At 72.0% G+C, this 15,127-nt stretch carries 12 protein-coding genes; 9 read left to right on the forward strand and 3 right to left on the reverse strand.

Annotation, left to right across the window (positions count from 1 at the left end; all coding sequences use genetic code 11):
• Nucleotides 1–197 precede the first annotated feature (197 nt).
• From ACPXB1_RS10370 to ACPXB1_RS10380, 3 genes are read left to right on the forward strand one after another with little or no spacing between them, the layout of a single operon-like run.
• Nucleotides 198–1,862 (forward strand): AMP-binding protein, encoded by a 1,665-nt coding sequence (locus ACPXB1_RS10370; protein ID WP_355589611.1) that lies wholly within the window; start codon nt 198–200, stop codon nt 1,860–1,862.
• Complete coding sequence (locus ACPXB1_RS10375) at nt 1,852–2,106, forward strand: glutaredoxin family protein (RefSeq protein WP_053654171.1); 255 nt, start codon at nt 1,852–1,854, stop codon at nt 2,104–2,106. Before ACPXB1_RS10370 ends, ACPXB1_RS10375 begins: the two co-directional genes overlap by 11 nt.
• A gap of 20 nt (nt 2,107–2,126) precedes the next feature.
• Nucleotides 2,127–2,792 carry an HAD family hydrolase gene (locus ACPXB1_RS10380; RefSeq protein WP_355589609.1) on the forward strand — a complete coding sequence of 222 codons (666 nt, stop codon included), beginning with the start codon at nt 2,127–2,129 and terminating at the stop codon, nt 2,790–2,792.
• Here ACPXB1_RS10380 and ACPXB1_RS10385 read toward each other — a convergent pair.
• On the reverse strand, nt 2,773–3,426 hold the full coding sequence (locus ACPXB1_RS10385) for a response regulator (RefSeq protein ID WP_425735118.1): 654 nt from the start codon (nt 3,424–3,426) through the stop codon (nt 2,773–2,775). The two genes, ACPXB1_RS10380 and ACPXB1_RS10385, sit on opposite strands and share 20 nt — an antisense overlap.
• A 50-nt stretch (nt 3,427–3,476) precedes the next feature.
• Nucleotides 3,477–4,781, reverse strand: a complete 1,305-nt coding sequence (locus ACPXB1_RS10390; RefSeq protein WP_355589605.1) for a sensor histidine kinase — start codon at nt 4,779–4,781, stop codon at nt 3,477–3,479.
• A 451-nt stretch (nt 4,782–5,232) separates the two neighbouring features.
• Here ACPXB1_RS10390 and ACPXB1_RS10395 point away from each other — a divergent pair, with 451 nt between their 5' ends.
• The 6 genes from ACPXB1_RS10395 (at nt 5,233) to ACPXB1_RS10420 (ending at nt 11,695) form a co-directional block, all read left to right on the forward strand.
• Nucleotides 5,233–6,003 carry a redox-sensing transcriptional repressor Rex gene (locus ACPXB1_RS10395; protein WP_355589603.1) on the forward strand — a complete coding sequence of 257 codons (771 nt, stop codon included), beginning with the start codon at nt 5,233–5,235 and terminating at the stop codon, nt 6,001–6,003.
• On the forward strand, nt 6,000–7,397 hold the full coding sequence (locus ACPXB1_RS10400) for a glutamyl-tRNA reductase (RefSeq protein WP_355589601.1): 1,398 nt from the start codon (nt 6,000–6,002) through the stop codon (nt 7,395–7,397). The genes ACPXB1_RS10395 and ACPXB1_RS10400 overlap by 4 nt, the downstream gene beginning before the upstream one ends.
• Nucleotides 7,394–8,362, forward strand: coding sequence for a hydroxymethylbilane synthase (gene hemC, locus ACPXB1_RS10405; protein WP_355589599.1), 969 nt, complete (start codon nt 7,394–7,396; stop codon nt 8,360–8,362). The genes ACPXB1_RS10400 and hemC overlap by 4 nt, the downstream gene beginning before the upstream one ends.
• Nucleotides 8,359–9,939, forward strand: coding sequence for a uroporphyrinogen-III synthase (locus ACPXB1_RS10410; protein WP_355589597.1), 1,581 nt, complete (start codon nt 8,359–8,361; stop codon nt 9,937–9,939). Before hemC ends, ACPXB1_RS10410 begins: the two co-directional genes overlap by 4 nt.
• Before the next feature lie 18 nt (nt 9,940–9,957).
• Nucleotides 9,958–10,941 (forward strand): porphobilinogen synthase, encoded by a 984-nt coding sequence (gene hemB / locus ACPXB1_RS10415; protein ID WP_355589595.1) that lies wholly within the window; start codon nt 9,958–9,960, stop codon nt 10,939–10,941.
• Between the two features lie 250 nt (nt 10,942–11,191).
• Nucleotides 11,192–11,695: a helix-turn-helix domain-containing protein gene (locus tag ACPXB1_RS10420; RefSeq protein WP_355589593.1), complete on the forward strand. Its 504-nt coding sequence runs from the start codon at nt 11,192–11,194 to the stop codon at nt 11,693–11,695.
• 75 nt (nt 11,696–11,770) lie between these two features.
• Here ACPXB1_RS10420 and ACPXB1_RS10425 read toward each other — a convergent pair whose 3' ends face one another.
• Nucleotides 11,771–15,049: a lamin tail domain-containing protein gene (locus ACPXB1_RS10425; RefSeq protein WP_425735119.1), complete on the reverse strand. Its 3,279-nt coding sequence runs from the start codon at nt 15,047–15,049 to the stop codon at nt 11,771–11,773.
• Between the last annotated feature and the right edge of the window lie 78 nt (nt 15,050–15,127).

Genomic DNA, 15,127 nt, shown 5'->3' on the forward strand with positions numbered 1-15,127 from the left:
GTCGGTCGCTTCACCACGACCGACTGTGGATCGTGCGTGGCCGGACCGCCGACCGGAGGCAACGCACGTCCCATCAGGGGGACTCGCCGGCACCGTGGACGGCATATTCTCCGGTCCCGTCGGCGGGACCTGAGCGGTGCTCGCGATCGACAGTCGGGCATGGTCTGTCACCGCCCGCTGTGCCAGACTCGATCACCGTGCAGGACGCAGCGGCAGGCTCCGCGCCGAACCTCGCCGACCCGGTCCGCCGGGCGGCTCTCCACCACGGCGACAAGCCCGCACTGCACTGGCGGGACCAGAGCATCAGCTGGTCCGAACTGGACGCCGCGGTGACCGCCGCCGCGCACGGCCTGGCCGCCGTCGCGCCACCCACCGAGCCGAACGGCACACCGCCCCGCGTCGCCATCGCACTGCCCAACACCCCCGACTTCGTGATCGGCCTGCTCGGCACCCTGCGGGCGGGGTTGGTCGCCGTCCCGGTCAACCCCGGCCTCACCGCGCCGGAACTGCGGCACGTGCTCGCCGACTCCGGCGCGTCGGTGCTGATCGGCGCCGACCGGGTCCGGGGCCTGGTCGCCGAGGTGGCTGCCGAGTTGCCGGCGCTCACCGCCGTGCACGGCACGCCGCCAGCTGCTGCGCACGGCGTGTCGTCGACCGTTGCGCGCGGCGCGTCGCCGGCCGCCGCGGCGCCGCTTCCGCCCCGGGGCGGCGACGACCTGGCCGTACTCCTCTACACCTCCGGCACCGAGGGCCGCCCGAAGGGAGCGATGCTCTCCCACCGGGCGCTGCTGGCCAACCACGAACAGGTCGACCGGATCGACCCGCCGGTGGTCGGCCCCACGGACACCGTGCTGCTGGCACTGCCGCTGTTCCACGCGTACGGGCTCAACTCGGGGCTCGGCGCTGTCGTCCACAACGGCGCGACAGGTGTGCTGCTCGACGAGCCGGGGCCCACAGCGGGACTGGACGAGATCGCGCGGCACCGGGTCAGCGTGCTGGCGGGCGTACCGTCGATGTTTCTGACCTGGGCCGACGCGCCGCAGGCCCGCACGGCGATGGCGTCGGTGCGGGTGGCGGTGTGCGGCGCGGCGCCGCTGGAGCGCGCTGTCGCGGCGCGCTTCACCGAGGCGACCGGCCACCCTGTGCACATCGGGTACGGCCTCACCGAGACCGCGCCGATGCTCACCGCGACCCTCGTCGGCGGGCTGGCCAAGGCGGGCTCGATCGGCAGGCCGCTGCCCGGCGTGCGGCTGCGCCTTGTCGACCCGGACGGGGTGGACCTGTGGCGCGACGGCGAGGCCGTGCCGGACGACGACCCCGATGAGCTGGACATCTCCGACATCGCGCCGGGCACCGACCCGGGAGAGATCGTCGTTGGCGGAGACAACCTGTTCGCCGGTTACTGGCCGGACGGCCGCGACGGCCCGGACGCCGACGGCTGGTGGCGTACCGGCGACGTCGCCTACGCCGACTCCGACGGCGACCTCTTCCTCGTCGACAGGCTCGGCGAGCTGATCCTGGTGAACGGGTTCAACGTCTATCCGCGCGAGGTGGAGCTTGTGCTCGGCGGGCACCCCGGGGTGGCCGAGTCGGCGGTACTGGGTGTGCCGCACCCGCGGACCGGCGAGACTGTGCGGGCGTACGTGGTGCCGGCACAGGGGCGACCGGTGACCAGCGAGGAGTTGCTCGCCCACTGCGCACGGAACCTGGCCCGGTTCAAGTGCCCGACCGCCGTCGAGTTCGTCGACGCCCTGCCACACTCGGCGATCGGCAAGGTACGCAAGATCCAGCTCCGGTCGGCGACACCAGCCGGCCCGCCCGCATCCGCCGACACCCGCACGGAGGTAACCGATGGCCAGTGACGCCCGGCTCGCTCTGATCACCAGGCCCGGTTGCCATTTGTGCGACGACGCCAAGGCGGCGCTCGACCGGGTGGTGGCGGTCACCGGTGACAGGTGGGTCGAGTGGGACGTGAGCGACAACCAGGACCTGGAACGGGAGTACGGCGACCGGCTGCCGGTGGTGATGCTCGACGGCAAGGAGCACGGCTACTGGCGGGTGGAGGAGGACCGGCTGCTGCGGGACCTGACCACCCCCCAGCTCTGAATCGCACCTATGGTGCTCGGATGAGCCCTGCGCACCCCCACCTGGTGTGGGACTGGAACGGCACCCTGCTCAACGATCTCAGCCTGGTGGTAGCCGCCACCAACGCCGCGTTCGCAAGCGTGGGAGGGCCGTCGGTCACCTCCGAGGAGCATCGGACGAGGTTCCGCCGCCCGATCGCCGACTACTACGCCGAGGTGCTCGGCAAGGCCGTCGACGACGAGGCGTTCGGCCGGCTGGACCGGATCTTCCACGACGCGTACCGGACCGGTCTGACCACCTGCGAGCTGGCCGCCGACGCGCAGACGGCGATGGCCAGCTGGGAGGGCAGCCAGAGCCTGCTGTCCATGTGGTTCCACGACGAGCTGGTGCCCACCGTGCACACCTACGGGTTGACCGGCCGGTTCACCCGGGTGGACGGACTGCGGGCCACGGTCGGCGGCGGACGAAAGGCCGAGTCGCTCCAACTGCACCTGGCCGAGCTGGGCGTGGACGGCAGCTCGGTGGTGCTCATCGGTGACTCCATCGACGACGCGGACGCCGCGCTGGCCGTCGGCGGCCGGGCGGTGCTCTACACCGGCGGCTTCACCGACCCGGCCCGGCTGCGCGCCTCCGGCCACCCGGTCGCCGACACCCTCACCGACGCGGTGGCCCTGGCCACCGGCAAGGTCAGTTCCGCAGGTACGTGAGGACGGCCAGCACCCGCCGGTGCTGCTCGGTGTCCGGCGGGAGGGTGAGCTTGGTGAAGATGTTGCGCACGTGCTTCTCCACAGCGCCGTCGCTGACCACAAGAGCTCGGGCGATCGCCGTGTTGGACCGCCCCTCGGCCATCAGGGACAGCACCTCGCGTTCGCGCGGGGTCAGCTCGCGCAGCGGGTCGTCGCGGCGTCGACGTGCGAAGAGCTGGCTCACCACCTCCGGGTCGAGCACCGTGCCGCCGGCCGCCACCCGGCGCAGCGCGTCCAGGAACTCGTCGATCGCGGCCACCCGGTCCTTGAGCAGGTAGCCGATCCCCCCGCCGGACCCGCCGGCGGTGGCCAGCAGATCGTCGGCGTACGACACCTCGACGTACTGGGAGAGCACCAGGATCGGCGTACGCGGCACCAGCCGGCGGGCCTCCACCGCCGCCCGCAGCCCCTCGTCGGTGTGTGTGGGTGGCATCCGGACGTCGACGATCGACACGTCCGGCTGGTGCGCCGCCACCGCCTCGACAAGCGCGTCGCCGTCGCCGACGGCGGCCACCACCTGGTGCCCGCTCTCGGTCAGCAGCCGCACCAGCCCTTCCCGGAGCAGGACGGCGTCGTCCGCGATCACGATGCGCATGGCTCTGGTGTCTACCACGTCGGGACTGCCGTGCGGGTCTCGATGCTCGCTCACAGTGGCAGGTCGGCCCGGATCTCGGTGGGTCCACCGGTGGGGCTGACCACTGTGAGTTCGCCGCCGGCGGCCCGGACCCGGTCGGCGATGCCGGCCAGGCCGTGCCCCTTGGCCAGGTCGGCGCCGCCCTGCCCGTCGTCGCCCACCCGTACCTGGAGTTGGGTGCCGCGCCGGGTCACGGCGACGGTGGCCTCGGTGGCCCGGCTGTGCTTGGCGATGTTCGTCAGCGCCTCGGCCACCACGAAGTACGCGGTGTTCTCCACCGCCGGGTCGAGCCGCCCGCCGGGCGTGCCGAGCTGCGGGTCGACCTGTAGCTCGATGGGGATCAGCCCGCGGCCGGCGAGCGCGGCCAGGGCGCTGGGCAGCCCCCTGTCGACAAGGATCGGCGGGGCGATGCCCCGGGACAACGCCCGCAGTTCGGCGAGGGTGTCCCGGGTCTGGGTGACCGCCTCGTCGATGGTCCGGCCGGCGGCCTCCGGGTCGGAGGCGAGCTGGAGTCGGGCCCGGCTGAGGTCCATCGCCAGCCGGACCAGGCGCTGCTGGGGGCCGTCGTGGATGTCGCGTTCCAGCCGGCGCAGCGCGGACGCCTCGGCGGACACGGCGGCCCGCTTCTGCTCCTCCAGCACGGTGATCCGGTCACGCATCTCGGCCACCCCGGTCAGCATTGCCTTGGCGAAGCTGGCCTGGAGCAGCGCGCAGCCCCGGACCACGATCGGCAGCGTGATCAGGAAGAACACCCCGAGCGCGGTGTACAGCCCGATCCGGGCGGTGGTCGAGTCGCCCAGGCCGAGCAGTTGTGCCAGGTCCTGGTCGCCGTCGGCGTCGGCCCGGGGCAGCGCCCAGTCGTACGCCCAGTAGAGCGAGCCGGCGATCGCGGCGGCCCACCACACCAGGGTCACCACGAAGGTGCTCACCGCCGCTACCAGCCGCAGGATGCCGTGCGCAAGATCGAGCCAGGACTGGGCGTCCCGGATCGGTACGAAGATCCGCCGCCAGGCGTTCGCCCCCGCCTCGGGTAGCCGGTAGTGCGGCCGGATCCGTGGTTGCCGCAGGACTGCGGACAGCCGCAACCGCTCGATGTCGGCGAGCCCACGGGCGGCGTACAGGGTGCCGCTGAGGATCGGCAGGCCGATCACTGTGACCACCAGGCCGACGCCGACCGAGAGGCCCACGACGAGGACGACGAAGCTGGCGACGGCCAGGGGGAGGCCGAGCAGCACGTACCCGGAGTCGACGAAGAGTTGGCGGGGAATGCTCGGTGCCAGCATCCGAGGATCGCTGGCGGCGGTAGCGGCGGTCATGCCAAAAGGCTAGGCACCGAGGCCGCCCGTCCCCATCCCGAAGCCCAGCCTCTCTCTTGTAGTGCTGTCCCTACCCCAATCCCCTCCGGCGCGCCGATCTTGCACCTGTGGTCGCCGGATTGCCCGCTATGGGGCTACTGCGGGGGCAGCAACTGCAAGATCGCGGAGTTAGTGACGCACGGCGCGGAATTAGTCAGAGAAGTCGGGATTGAGCAATAATCGCCCCGGGCGGCCGAGAGTCGGTCGGCTGCTGAATCGATCTTGCGAAACGGAGGTGCTGGTGAGGCTGCGTCACGGGGCGACAAGATCGCGATTTGTGCACGTCTTCACAAGCGCCTACTCTGTAGTTCCGACGCGCCCTGCTAGCACAGCCGGCAATCTCGGTCGCCAGCGGGAGTCCACAAGCGGCCGACCTGCGACGTTGGCCGAGGATCGCACCGCACGGAGTCTCATGAGTCAGCACCGTCACCCAGGCGCGTCCGGCCGCGCCGGTGCCGTACCGACGCTCCCGGACCTACCCGAGGCGACCGTCGCTCGGCTCCCGGAGTACCTGCGCGCGCTGCACAACCTCGCCGACGCCGGCCACGAGACGGTCTCCAGCGAGGGCCTCTCCGCCGCCGCCGGGGTCAACTCCGCAAAGCTCCGCAAGGACCTCTCGCACCTCGGCTCGTACGGCACCAGAGGCGTCGGCTACGACGTCGCGTTGCTGATCGAGCAGATCGAGTATGTGCTCGGGCTCACCCAACGCCGCGCCGTCGCCCTGGTCGGCGTGGGTAATCTCGGTCACGCTCTGGCCGGCTACGACGGCTTCGCGGGCCGCGGCTTCCGGATCGTGGCGCTGCTCGACGCCGACCCGTCCCGTGTCGGCGAAGAGATCAATGGCCTGACTGTCCGGCATGTCGACGACCTTCCGGCGGTCGCCGCCGCAGAATCCCTGGCCATCGGCGTGATCGCCACCCCCGCCGCAGCCGCCCAGAGCGTCGCCGACCAGCTTGTCGCGGTCGGCGTGACGAGCATCCTCAACTTCGCGCCGTGCGTACTCTCGGTGCCGGAGGGGGTCGACGTGCGCAAGGTCGACCTCGCCATCGAGCTGCAGATCTTGTCCTTCCACGAGCACCGCAAGGCGTCGCTGGTAGCGCTGCCCGCCACCGGCGGGTCCGCCCTCACCGCTCTGCCGGGCGGGCTCGCGACCACCGACACCCAGGAGGCGATCGGCACGTGAAACTGCTTGTCGTCGGCGCGTCCTACCGGACCGCCCCGGTCGCCACGCTGGAGCAGCTGGCAGTACCCCCAGCCGACCTCACCCGCACCCTCGACCGCCTGGTCGCCCAGCCGTACGTGAGCGAGGCGGTGCTCGTCTCCACCTGCAACCGGGTGGAGGTCTACGCCGCCGTGTCCGGTTTCCACGGTGGGCTCGGCGACATCTGCGCAGTCCTGGCCGAGCAGGCCGGCTGCCAGCCGGCGGCGCTCGCCAGCCACCTGTACGTGCACTACGACACCGCAGCCGTGGACCACGTCTTCCGGGTCGCAAGCGGTCTCGACTCGATGGTGGTCGGCGAGGCGCAGATCCTCGGCCAGTTGCGTGACGCCTACCACTGGGCCAGCGGCGCCGACTCGGCAGGCCGTCTGCTGCACGAGCTGATGCAGCAGGCGCTGCGGGTCGGCAAGCGGGCCCACTCCGAGACCGGTATCGACCGGGCCGGCCAGAGCGTGGTCACCGCCGCACTGGAGTTGGCCGCCGGGCACCTCGACGGCGACCTCGCCGGGCGTCCCGCCCTGGTGATCGGTGCCGGTGCGATGGGTTCGCTCGGGGTGGCCACGCTGTCGCGCCTGGGCGCCGGGCCGCTCACCGTCACGAACCGGGGCCTCGACCGGGCCGTCCGGCTCGCCCAGTCGTACGGGGCGGGCGCCGCGCCGATGGCCGAGCTGACCGACACCCTTTCCACAGTGGACATCGTAGTGGCCGCCACCGCGTCCGCTGAACCGGTCCTCACCCGCGAGGTGGTCACCGCCGCGCTTGCCGAGCGGGACCTGGCCCGGGGCCCGCTGGTCCTGCTCGACCTCGCCGTGCCGCGCGACGTCGAGGAGGGCGTCGCCGAGCTGTCCGGCGTCGAGGTGATCGACATCGACCGGATGGCCGGGCTGCTCGCCGACGGTCCCGCCGCCGCCGACACCGCCGCCGTCGAGCAGATCGTGCTCGGCGAGGTGGAGAGCTTCCTCACCTGGCTGCGCGGCGCCGACGTGGCACCCACAGTGGCCGCGCTGCGCGGCCGGGCCGACGACGTCGTCACCGCCGAGCTGCGACGGTTGGCCCAGCGTCGCCCCGACCTCGGCGACGACCTGCGGGCCGAGGTGGCCCGCACCGTGCACCGGGTGGTGCAGCGGCTGCTGCACCAGCCCACCGTGAAGGTCCGCCAGCTCGCCGCCGAGCCCGGAGGCGACCAGTACGCGGCACTGCTGCGTGAGCTGTTCGACCTTCAGGTGCCGCAGACCTCGCCGGTGGACACCGTCCCCGACGTGCTGACCCCCGACCTCGGTGCGGCGCTCACGGGCGTCGACCCGACGGTCGGCGTGGACACCCCCGACCCCGCCCCGCCCACCGGAGGTGCCCGATGACCGCCCCCCTGCGACTCGGCACCCGGGGCAGCGCCCTGGCGATGGCCCAGTCCGGTCAGGTCGCCGAGGCGCTGACCGCCGCCACCGGACGCCCGGTCGAGTTGGTCGAGGTGCTCACCGCCGGCGACCAGTCGAACGCGCCTGTGCACCGGCTCGGCGTCGGGGTGTTCGTCTCCGCGCTGCGCGACGCCCTCACCGCCCGGACCATCGACTTCGCTGTGCACTCCTACAAGGATCTGCCCACCGCGAGCGACGGCGGGCTGCTCGTCGCGGCGGTTCCGCCCCGGCAGGATCCGCGCGACGCGCTGATCGCCCGGGACGGCCGGACGCTCACGGAGCTTGCGCCCGGGGCGACTGTGGGCACCGGCGCACTGCGTCGCATCGCCCAGTTGAACGCCCTCGGCCTGCAACTGGAGGTCACTCCGATCCGCGGCAACGTGGACACCCGCCTGGCCCGGGTGCTCGGCCCCGACGCCGACCTGGACGCCGTCGTACTGGCGCGGGCCGGGCTGGCCCGACTCGGCCGGGCCGATGTGATCACCGAGACGTTGGACCCGATGCTGATGCTGCCCGCACCCGCCCAGGGAGCGCTGGCAGTGGAATGCCGGGCCGACGATCAGGACCTGGTCGAGCTGCTCGCGCTGCTCGATCACGCACCGTCGCACGCCGCGGTCACCGCGGAACGCGCGTTGCTGGCAACCCTGGAGGCCGGGTGCAGCGCACCCGTCGCCGCCTATGCGGAACTCGCCGAAGGTGACACCGGCGATGAGATCTACCTGCGCGGGGCGGTGATCAGTCCGGATGGCACTCGTGACCTCCGGCTGTCCCGCACCGGAACGCCCGCCGACGCGGCGGAGATCGGTAAGGCACTCGCCGCCGAACTCCTCGAACTCGGCGCCGACTCGATCCTCGGCCACGAAGGACACACCGGCCCGGGGACCCAGGAATTTGGGAGCACAGAATGACCCGCACCCGTAAGCCCGTCGGTCGTATCGCATTCGTCGGGGCGGGCCCCGGTGACCCGGGCCTGCTGACCCGTCGGGCGCACGACGCCCTGGTCGACGCCGACCAGGTCATCTACGACCGGGGAGTCCCCGACTCTCTGCTCGCCGTCGTACGCGCCGAGGCCAGGGACGACGCCCAGTTCACGCCTGCCGAAGGCGCACCGGGGGACGTGGCGAAGGTGTTGATCTCCGCCGCCCGGTCCGGGCTGAACGCGGTGCACCTCGTGGCCGGCGACCCGTTCGGCCACGACTCGGTGGTCAAGGAGGTGCAGGCGGTGGCCCGCACCGCCGCCCACTTCGAGGTGGTGCCCGGTGTCGGCCAGGCCGAGGGCGTGGCCACCTACGCGGGTGTTCCGTTGCCGGGCGTGCGTACGGCCGCCGACGTCGAGGACGTCACAGCGCTGGACTTCGAGGCGCTGGCAGCTGCCGTCGGTCGGGGTTCGCTCGCGCTCGCTGTCGATGCCGGTGATCTCGCCGCGGTCCGGGACGGTCTGCTGGCCGCCGGGGTCGACGGCACCACGGGCGTCGGGGTGACCGGCGACGGCACCGGCGAGACCCAGTACACGACCACGTCGTCAGTTGACAGCTTCGTGGCCGCCGCCCTCGGCTTCACCGGCCGGGTGGTGCTCACCATCGGTGCGGGCGTGGGTCAGCGCGACAAGCTGAGCTGGTGGGAGAACCGCCCGCTGTACGGCTGGAAGGTGCTCGTACCGCGTACCAAGGAGCAGGCCGGCGCGATGAGCGCCCGGCTGCGGGCGTACGGGGCGATCCCGTGTGAGGTGCCGACCATCGCTGTCGAGCCGCCGCGTACCCCGGCGCAGATGGAGCGGGCCGTAAAGGGTCTTGTCGACGGCCGGTACGCCTGGGTGATCTTCACGTCGGTCAACGCTGTCCGCGCGGTCTGGGAGAAGTTCGCCGAGCACGGACTGGACGCCCGGCACTTCGGCGGCGTCAAGATCGCCTGCATCGGTGAGGCCACCGCGGACGCGGTCCGCGCGTTCGGCATCCAGCCGGAGCTGATCCCCGCCGGGGAGCAGTCCTCCGAAGGGCTGCTTGCCGAGTTCTCGCCGCACGACGAGATCCTCGACCCGGTGGGCCGGGTGCTGCTGCCGCGCGCCGACATCGCCACCGAGACGCTCGCCGCCGGGCTCACCGAGCGCGGCTGGGAGGTCGACGACGTGACCGCGTACCGGACGGTGCGGGCCGCGCCGCCGCCCGCCGAGATCCGGGACGCCATCAAGTCGGGCGGGTTCGACGCCGTGCTCTTCACGTCCAGCTCGACAGTGCGCAATCTCGTCGGTATCGCGGGGAAGCCGCACGCCCGTACCGTTGTTGCTGTGATCGGGCCCAAGACGGCGGAGACCGCGACGGAGTTCGGCCTGCGGGTCGACGTCCAGCCGCCGCACGCCTCGGTGCCCGACCTGGTTGAGGCGCTCGCCGCCTACGCTGTCGAGCTGCGCGAGAAGCTGGCCGCCATGCCGGCCAAGCAGCGCCGCGGCTCGAAGGTGCAGGGCCCCACAGCCCTGCGCTTCCGGTAGCCGTCCGAGGAGGCCATCATGTCGTACCCCGAGATCCGGCTACGCCGGCTGCGCCGCAACCCGGCGATCCGCCGACTGGTCGCCGAGACCCGGGTCGACCCGGCCGAGCTGATCCTCCCGATGTTCGTCAAGGAGGGGCTTACCGAGCCCCGGGCCATCGCGTCGCTCCCGGGGGTGCTCCAGCACTCCCGGGACTCGCTGCGCAAGGCCGCCGCTGAGGCGGTCCAGGCCGGTGTCGGCGGGATCATGCTCTTCGGGGTGCCCGAGCGGCGGGACCCGACCGGCTCCGGCGGCATCGACCCGAACGGCATCCTGAACGTCGCCATCCGCGACGTGGTGGCCGAGGTGGGCGACGACACCGTCGTGATGGGCGACCTGTGCCTGGACGAGTTCACCTCGCACGGGCACTGCGGTCTGCTCACCCCCGGCGGCGAGGTGGACAACGACGCGACCCTTGCCGCGTACGCCGAGATGGCGGTCGCCCAGGCCGCCGCCGGGGTCGGCGTGGTCGGGCCGTCCGGCATGATGGATGGCCAGGTCGGCGTGGTACGCCGGGCGCTCGACGCGGCCGGCTACCAGGACGTGGCAGTGCTGGCGTACGCGGTGAAGTACGCCTCGGCGTTCTACGGTCCGTTCCGGGACGCTGTGGAGTCGGCGCTAGAGGGCGACCGGCGTACCTACCAGCAGGACCCGGCCAACCTGCGCGAGTCGCTGCGCGAGGTGGCGCTGGACGTCGCCGAGGGCGCCGACATGGTGATGGTCAAGCCGGCCCTGCCGTACCTCGACGTGGTGTCGGCGGTCCGGGCCGCAGTCGACGTCCCGGTCGCCGCCTACCAGGTCTCCGGGGAGTACGCGACTGTCGAGGCGGCTGCCGCGAACGGCTGGATCGACCGCGAGCGGGTGATGCTGGAGACGCTCACCTCGATCAAGCGGGCCGGCGCCCAGATCATCCTCACCTACTGGGCGGTCGAGGCCGCCGGTCTGCTCCGTCAGCGCTACTGAGCAGCCTGTCCGGCTGGCCTCTGTTGCCGTCCGTCCTGCTGGGCGTGCCGGGCCCGGGCACCCCTTGCGGCCCCTTTGCTCTGCTTCAACCGGCGCAACACTTTTCGGGTCCAACTGTTGCGTCCGTTGAAGCAGAGCAAAGGACGCGACCTGGGTGCCTGGCCTCGCGCCGGTTCAGCACCCCGGGCGGTTTTCCACAGGCTTATCCACAGGGATTGAGTCTGGGTGAGGGCACCGGCATGGTGGGCGGATGGCGTCGGCGCTCGATCCTCCTCCGTTCCCCGGTCCGACCATCGGTCGGTCTCCCATCGCCGGCCTGGTCCGCCGGGCACGTCGGATCGTCGGGCTGAGCCAGCACCAGATGGCCCGCTTCGCCAAGGTCGCGCCCTCGACCGTGGGCCGGGTCGAAGCGGGCAGCCTGACACCGAGTCTGGCCGTGCTGGAGCGTCTACTCGGCGCGGCCGGGCTCTACCTGGTCGTCGTGGACCAGGAAGGCCGGATCGTCCAACCGATGGCCGACCGCGCGGATGTTCATGACGGCGCAGGTCGCCGCTATCCCTCGCACCTCGACACCATCCTCGACCCCGAGCCGGGGGAGTGGTGGGGGGACATCTACGGGCTGGCCCGGCCGCCGGAGACCTACCACCGTTGCTCGGCGGATCGCGAAGCGCGACGCCGTCGCAGCCAGTGGGAGGTGCGCGTGGCTCAGCACCGCAACGCACCACCACCGCCGATCGTCCACGACTACTACTGACCCCGCCACGGCAGATGCGAGCGGCCCGTCGTCCGAGGAGATGGACGACGGGCCGCTGCGAGGACGACTGAGAGCTCAGTCGTCGTTGGTGATGGTGCCTACCGCCAGCGGATCGGCCAACCGCAGGCCGGGCACACCCGCCACCAGTAGCGTCAGCTTCTCGTCCGACTCCCGCTTGCGGTCACCGCGCACGGTCACCGGGAAGGCGACCGACGTCTGGCCGGCGGCCAGGGTTCGGCAACCGACGTACGGATCGAAGTCCGAGCCGACCTGCGCCGTCACACCGACGGTGGCGGCGCAGAGCAGCACCGGCTGGGACAGCGGCCGGGACACGGTGGCGGTGAAGGTGAGCTGCCGGGTTCCCTGGTTGCCCTCCACCACCGTCGCGTCGGCCACTGTCAACGACGCCCGGGAGCGGAACCGGGCCACCTGCGGGTCGTGGTCACTGGAACCGCGCGACCCGTCGCCGGTGAACTCCGCAGGCCAGTCGGCGTTGATGTGCGCCGCCCGTACCTGCACCAGATCGCCGTACAGCGCCTCGTTGACGAACAGGTGGTCGAGCGTCTGCGCCTGCCCCTCGAAGCTGTACGAGTAGGCCGACGACGGCACGTCCGCGACCAGGTTGTCCCACAAATTGTGCAGGCCCGCTTCGTACAGTGGGGCGAGCTGGTCCGACGGGGTGGGCTGGCTGCCCGTCGCGATCGGGTCGTCCGGACGTGGGAAGACGTTCAGGTCCCCGCCGTACACCACACGCGCGTGCGCGTCGGACGCCTCGATGGCGGTGACGATCGCCGCGCCGTACGCCGCCTGCTCCCGACGCTGCCCCACCCGGCTGTCCGGGCCGGAGGAGTAGTGGTTGCTCAGCGCGTACAGGATGAACCGCTCGGTCGAGCCGGGCGCCGCGGCCACGCTGAACTTGCCCAGCTGGGGAGCCCTGGTGAAGACGTTGTTGCCGTCCCGCCCGGTGGAGGTGTCCACGTCCGCCGGCAGCACCGCGTTGAGGGCCTTCGGATTCTGCACGTCGGCGTTGCCCGGCAGCCCCGGAGCCCGGTACTGGACCGTCGGCGCCGACCCCAACAGCGGGTCGCCCGCCGTCGCCGCAGCAAGTGAAAGCCTGTCGGTGCGGTACAGGAACGCCGCAGTGATGCCGCGGGCGTCCGCGCCGGTGCGGTCATAGGCAGCGGCGTACGCCGGGCCGCCGGCCGCCGCCACAGCGAGCGCCAACTCCTGGATGGTGTCCGGAGCGCCGTCGGCGTTGTCGGTGTCACCGCAGGCCAGCACCGCCCCGGACACCGTGCAGATGTCCTGGTCCTCGGCCTCCTGCACCAGGATCAGATCCGGTGCGTGCAGATCCTTGACGATCTGGTCGGCGAGCGCGGTCAGGTGCTCCCGGTAGTCCGCCTCGCTGCTCGGCACGTAGTCGAACGGCGGAGTGACGCCAGTGCAGCCGGCGTTACCGGCGAAGTCGCAGCCGTCGAACGGGTCGTCGCGGAAGTCGTACAGGTTCTCCACGTTGTAGGTGGCGACAGCCACCTCCTGCGAGCGGTCGGCAGGCTTCGGCGGGTTGTTCCGCGACGGGTCGGCCCCGGCGGCGAAGTCCGCCTGCTCGACCTGCACGCCGTACTTCTCGAACGAGTAGTAGACGCCGCCCACCGCGTCCGCGCGCAGCGTGTCGAACGTGCGCGCCGGGGGGAGCAGCGCGGAGCTGTCCCCGGCGGTCGCCTTCACGCCCATGCTGCCCAGCAGCACCCGCTGCCCGTTGCCGTCGTCGAAACGCCGGGTCGGGTCGTTGTCCAGCGGGTGCGAGTCCCGGAAGACCCGCCGGGCGTACGGGTCGGCGCGGTCCAACAACGGGTCGTCCCGGTCGACCACCCAGAGTTCGGCGTCGGCGGTGGACGAGAAGACGTCCCGGCCGCTCACCGCGCCGCTGCCCGCGCGCACTCGCATCCGGGAACCCTCGTGCCGCTCCCAGAAGCGCTGCGCGTCGGTCAACTCGACAGGCGGCACCGCGTCGGTCACCGCGACCGCCGCGTTCACGTCCAGACCGGTGGCGATCCGGCGGACCAGCGAGGCGCCGGAGAGTTGGGTGAAGTTGAAGTACTCCGACACCCGTGCCCGGAGCACCACCTCGTCGCCGACCGTCGGCACGTAGCCGCCGATCAACGAGGTGAACGTGCCCATGAACACGAAGATGCCGTCGGAGCTGGTCGGGTCGCCGTCGGTGTCACCGGTGCGACTCTGCAGGAAGAAACCGTGCTGCTCCGCCCCGGCCGACGTACGAGCCCGGGTCAACTGGGTGATCACGCCGCGTACGTCGTACATGGTGCTGCTAGTGCCGTTGCCGCTCGCCGGCGCGAGCGGCGACCGGTCGGTCTGCCCGGACTCGGCGTCGGCGGTCGGACCCTGCACCTCGCCGACGGTCAGCTCCCGGGTGACCTGCACCGCCAGCGCGCAGGTCGCGCTGCGGCCGTCCGCGTCGGTCGCGGTGACGGTGACGGTGTACGCCCCGGCGGCCAGGTCGGCGCTCGTCCCGACCGTGGCGCGGGCGGTGCCGCCAACGCCGTCGGCGGGGGTGACAGAGGTACGGGTGATCGACCCGGTGGCCGGCGTGGGGCTGACCCCGGTCACCGCCAGGTCGACGATCGTGTCGTCCGGGTCGGTGGCGGTGACCTCGCGGGTCGCTGCCGTTCCCGAGGCCGTCACCAGCGGTCCGCCACAGGTCAGCGTGGCCGGTACGTCGACCGGGCCGCCGTCGTCCACGGTGTGCGCTCCGAGCCCGTCGAACGTGTCGACCGGGAAGCCTGCCCACTGCGCGGCCGGGTCGAACGCGTCTGACGGATCGGTGTCACCAGTGGTCACCGACGGCAGCCGGCGCAGCGTGTTGTCGGCCGTGCTGGTGACGCCGGCACCCCATTCGGTGCCCGGGTCGACGCCCACCTGACCGATCGAGTCGAGCACTGTGGCACCCCGGCGCAGCACGATCGCGTCGTCGCCGTTGAACAGGCCCGCACCGGTGGTCTGGTCGGCCTGGGCGAGGATCGCGGCCCCTGCCGAGGCACTGGCGAACACGAACACGTCTCCGGCTGCCACACTCCCGGTCAACGCGATGGTTGTCGCCGTTGTGGACCCGTTGAAGTAGAGCTGGAGCTGGTAGCCGCCAGCGGCCAGGTCGACGGCCGCGCCGGTGCCGTTGAACAGCTCGATCGCCTTGTTGTTCGACGAGCCCTCGACGTACTCGGAGATGAAAAGGTCGGTGGGCGCGGCGCTGGCCGCGGTGGGTGCGACGCCGAGAGCCGTGACGGTCACAGCGGCGGTGGCGGTCGCGAGCACAGCCATGGTGCGGCGCGGGCGCATAGGGCCTCCACGATGGGTGGACAGGAGTCAACGCACGTTAAGGTGCGCGGCTGTCCACCGTCCATCCCTCATTGGACA

Origin of the sequence: Micromonospora sp. DT68, assembly GCF_049847245.1 — a bacterium.
Classification (GTDB): domain Bacteria; phylum Actinomycetota; class Actinomycetes; order Mycobacteriales; family Micromonosporaceae; genus Micromonospora; species Micromonospora profundi.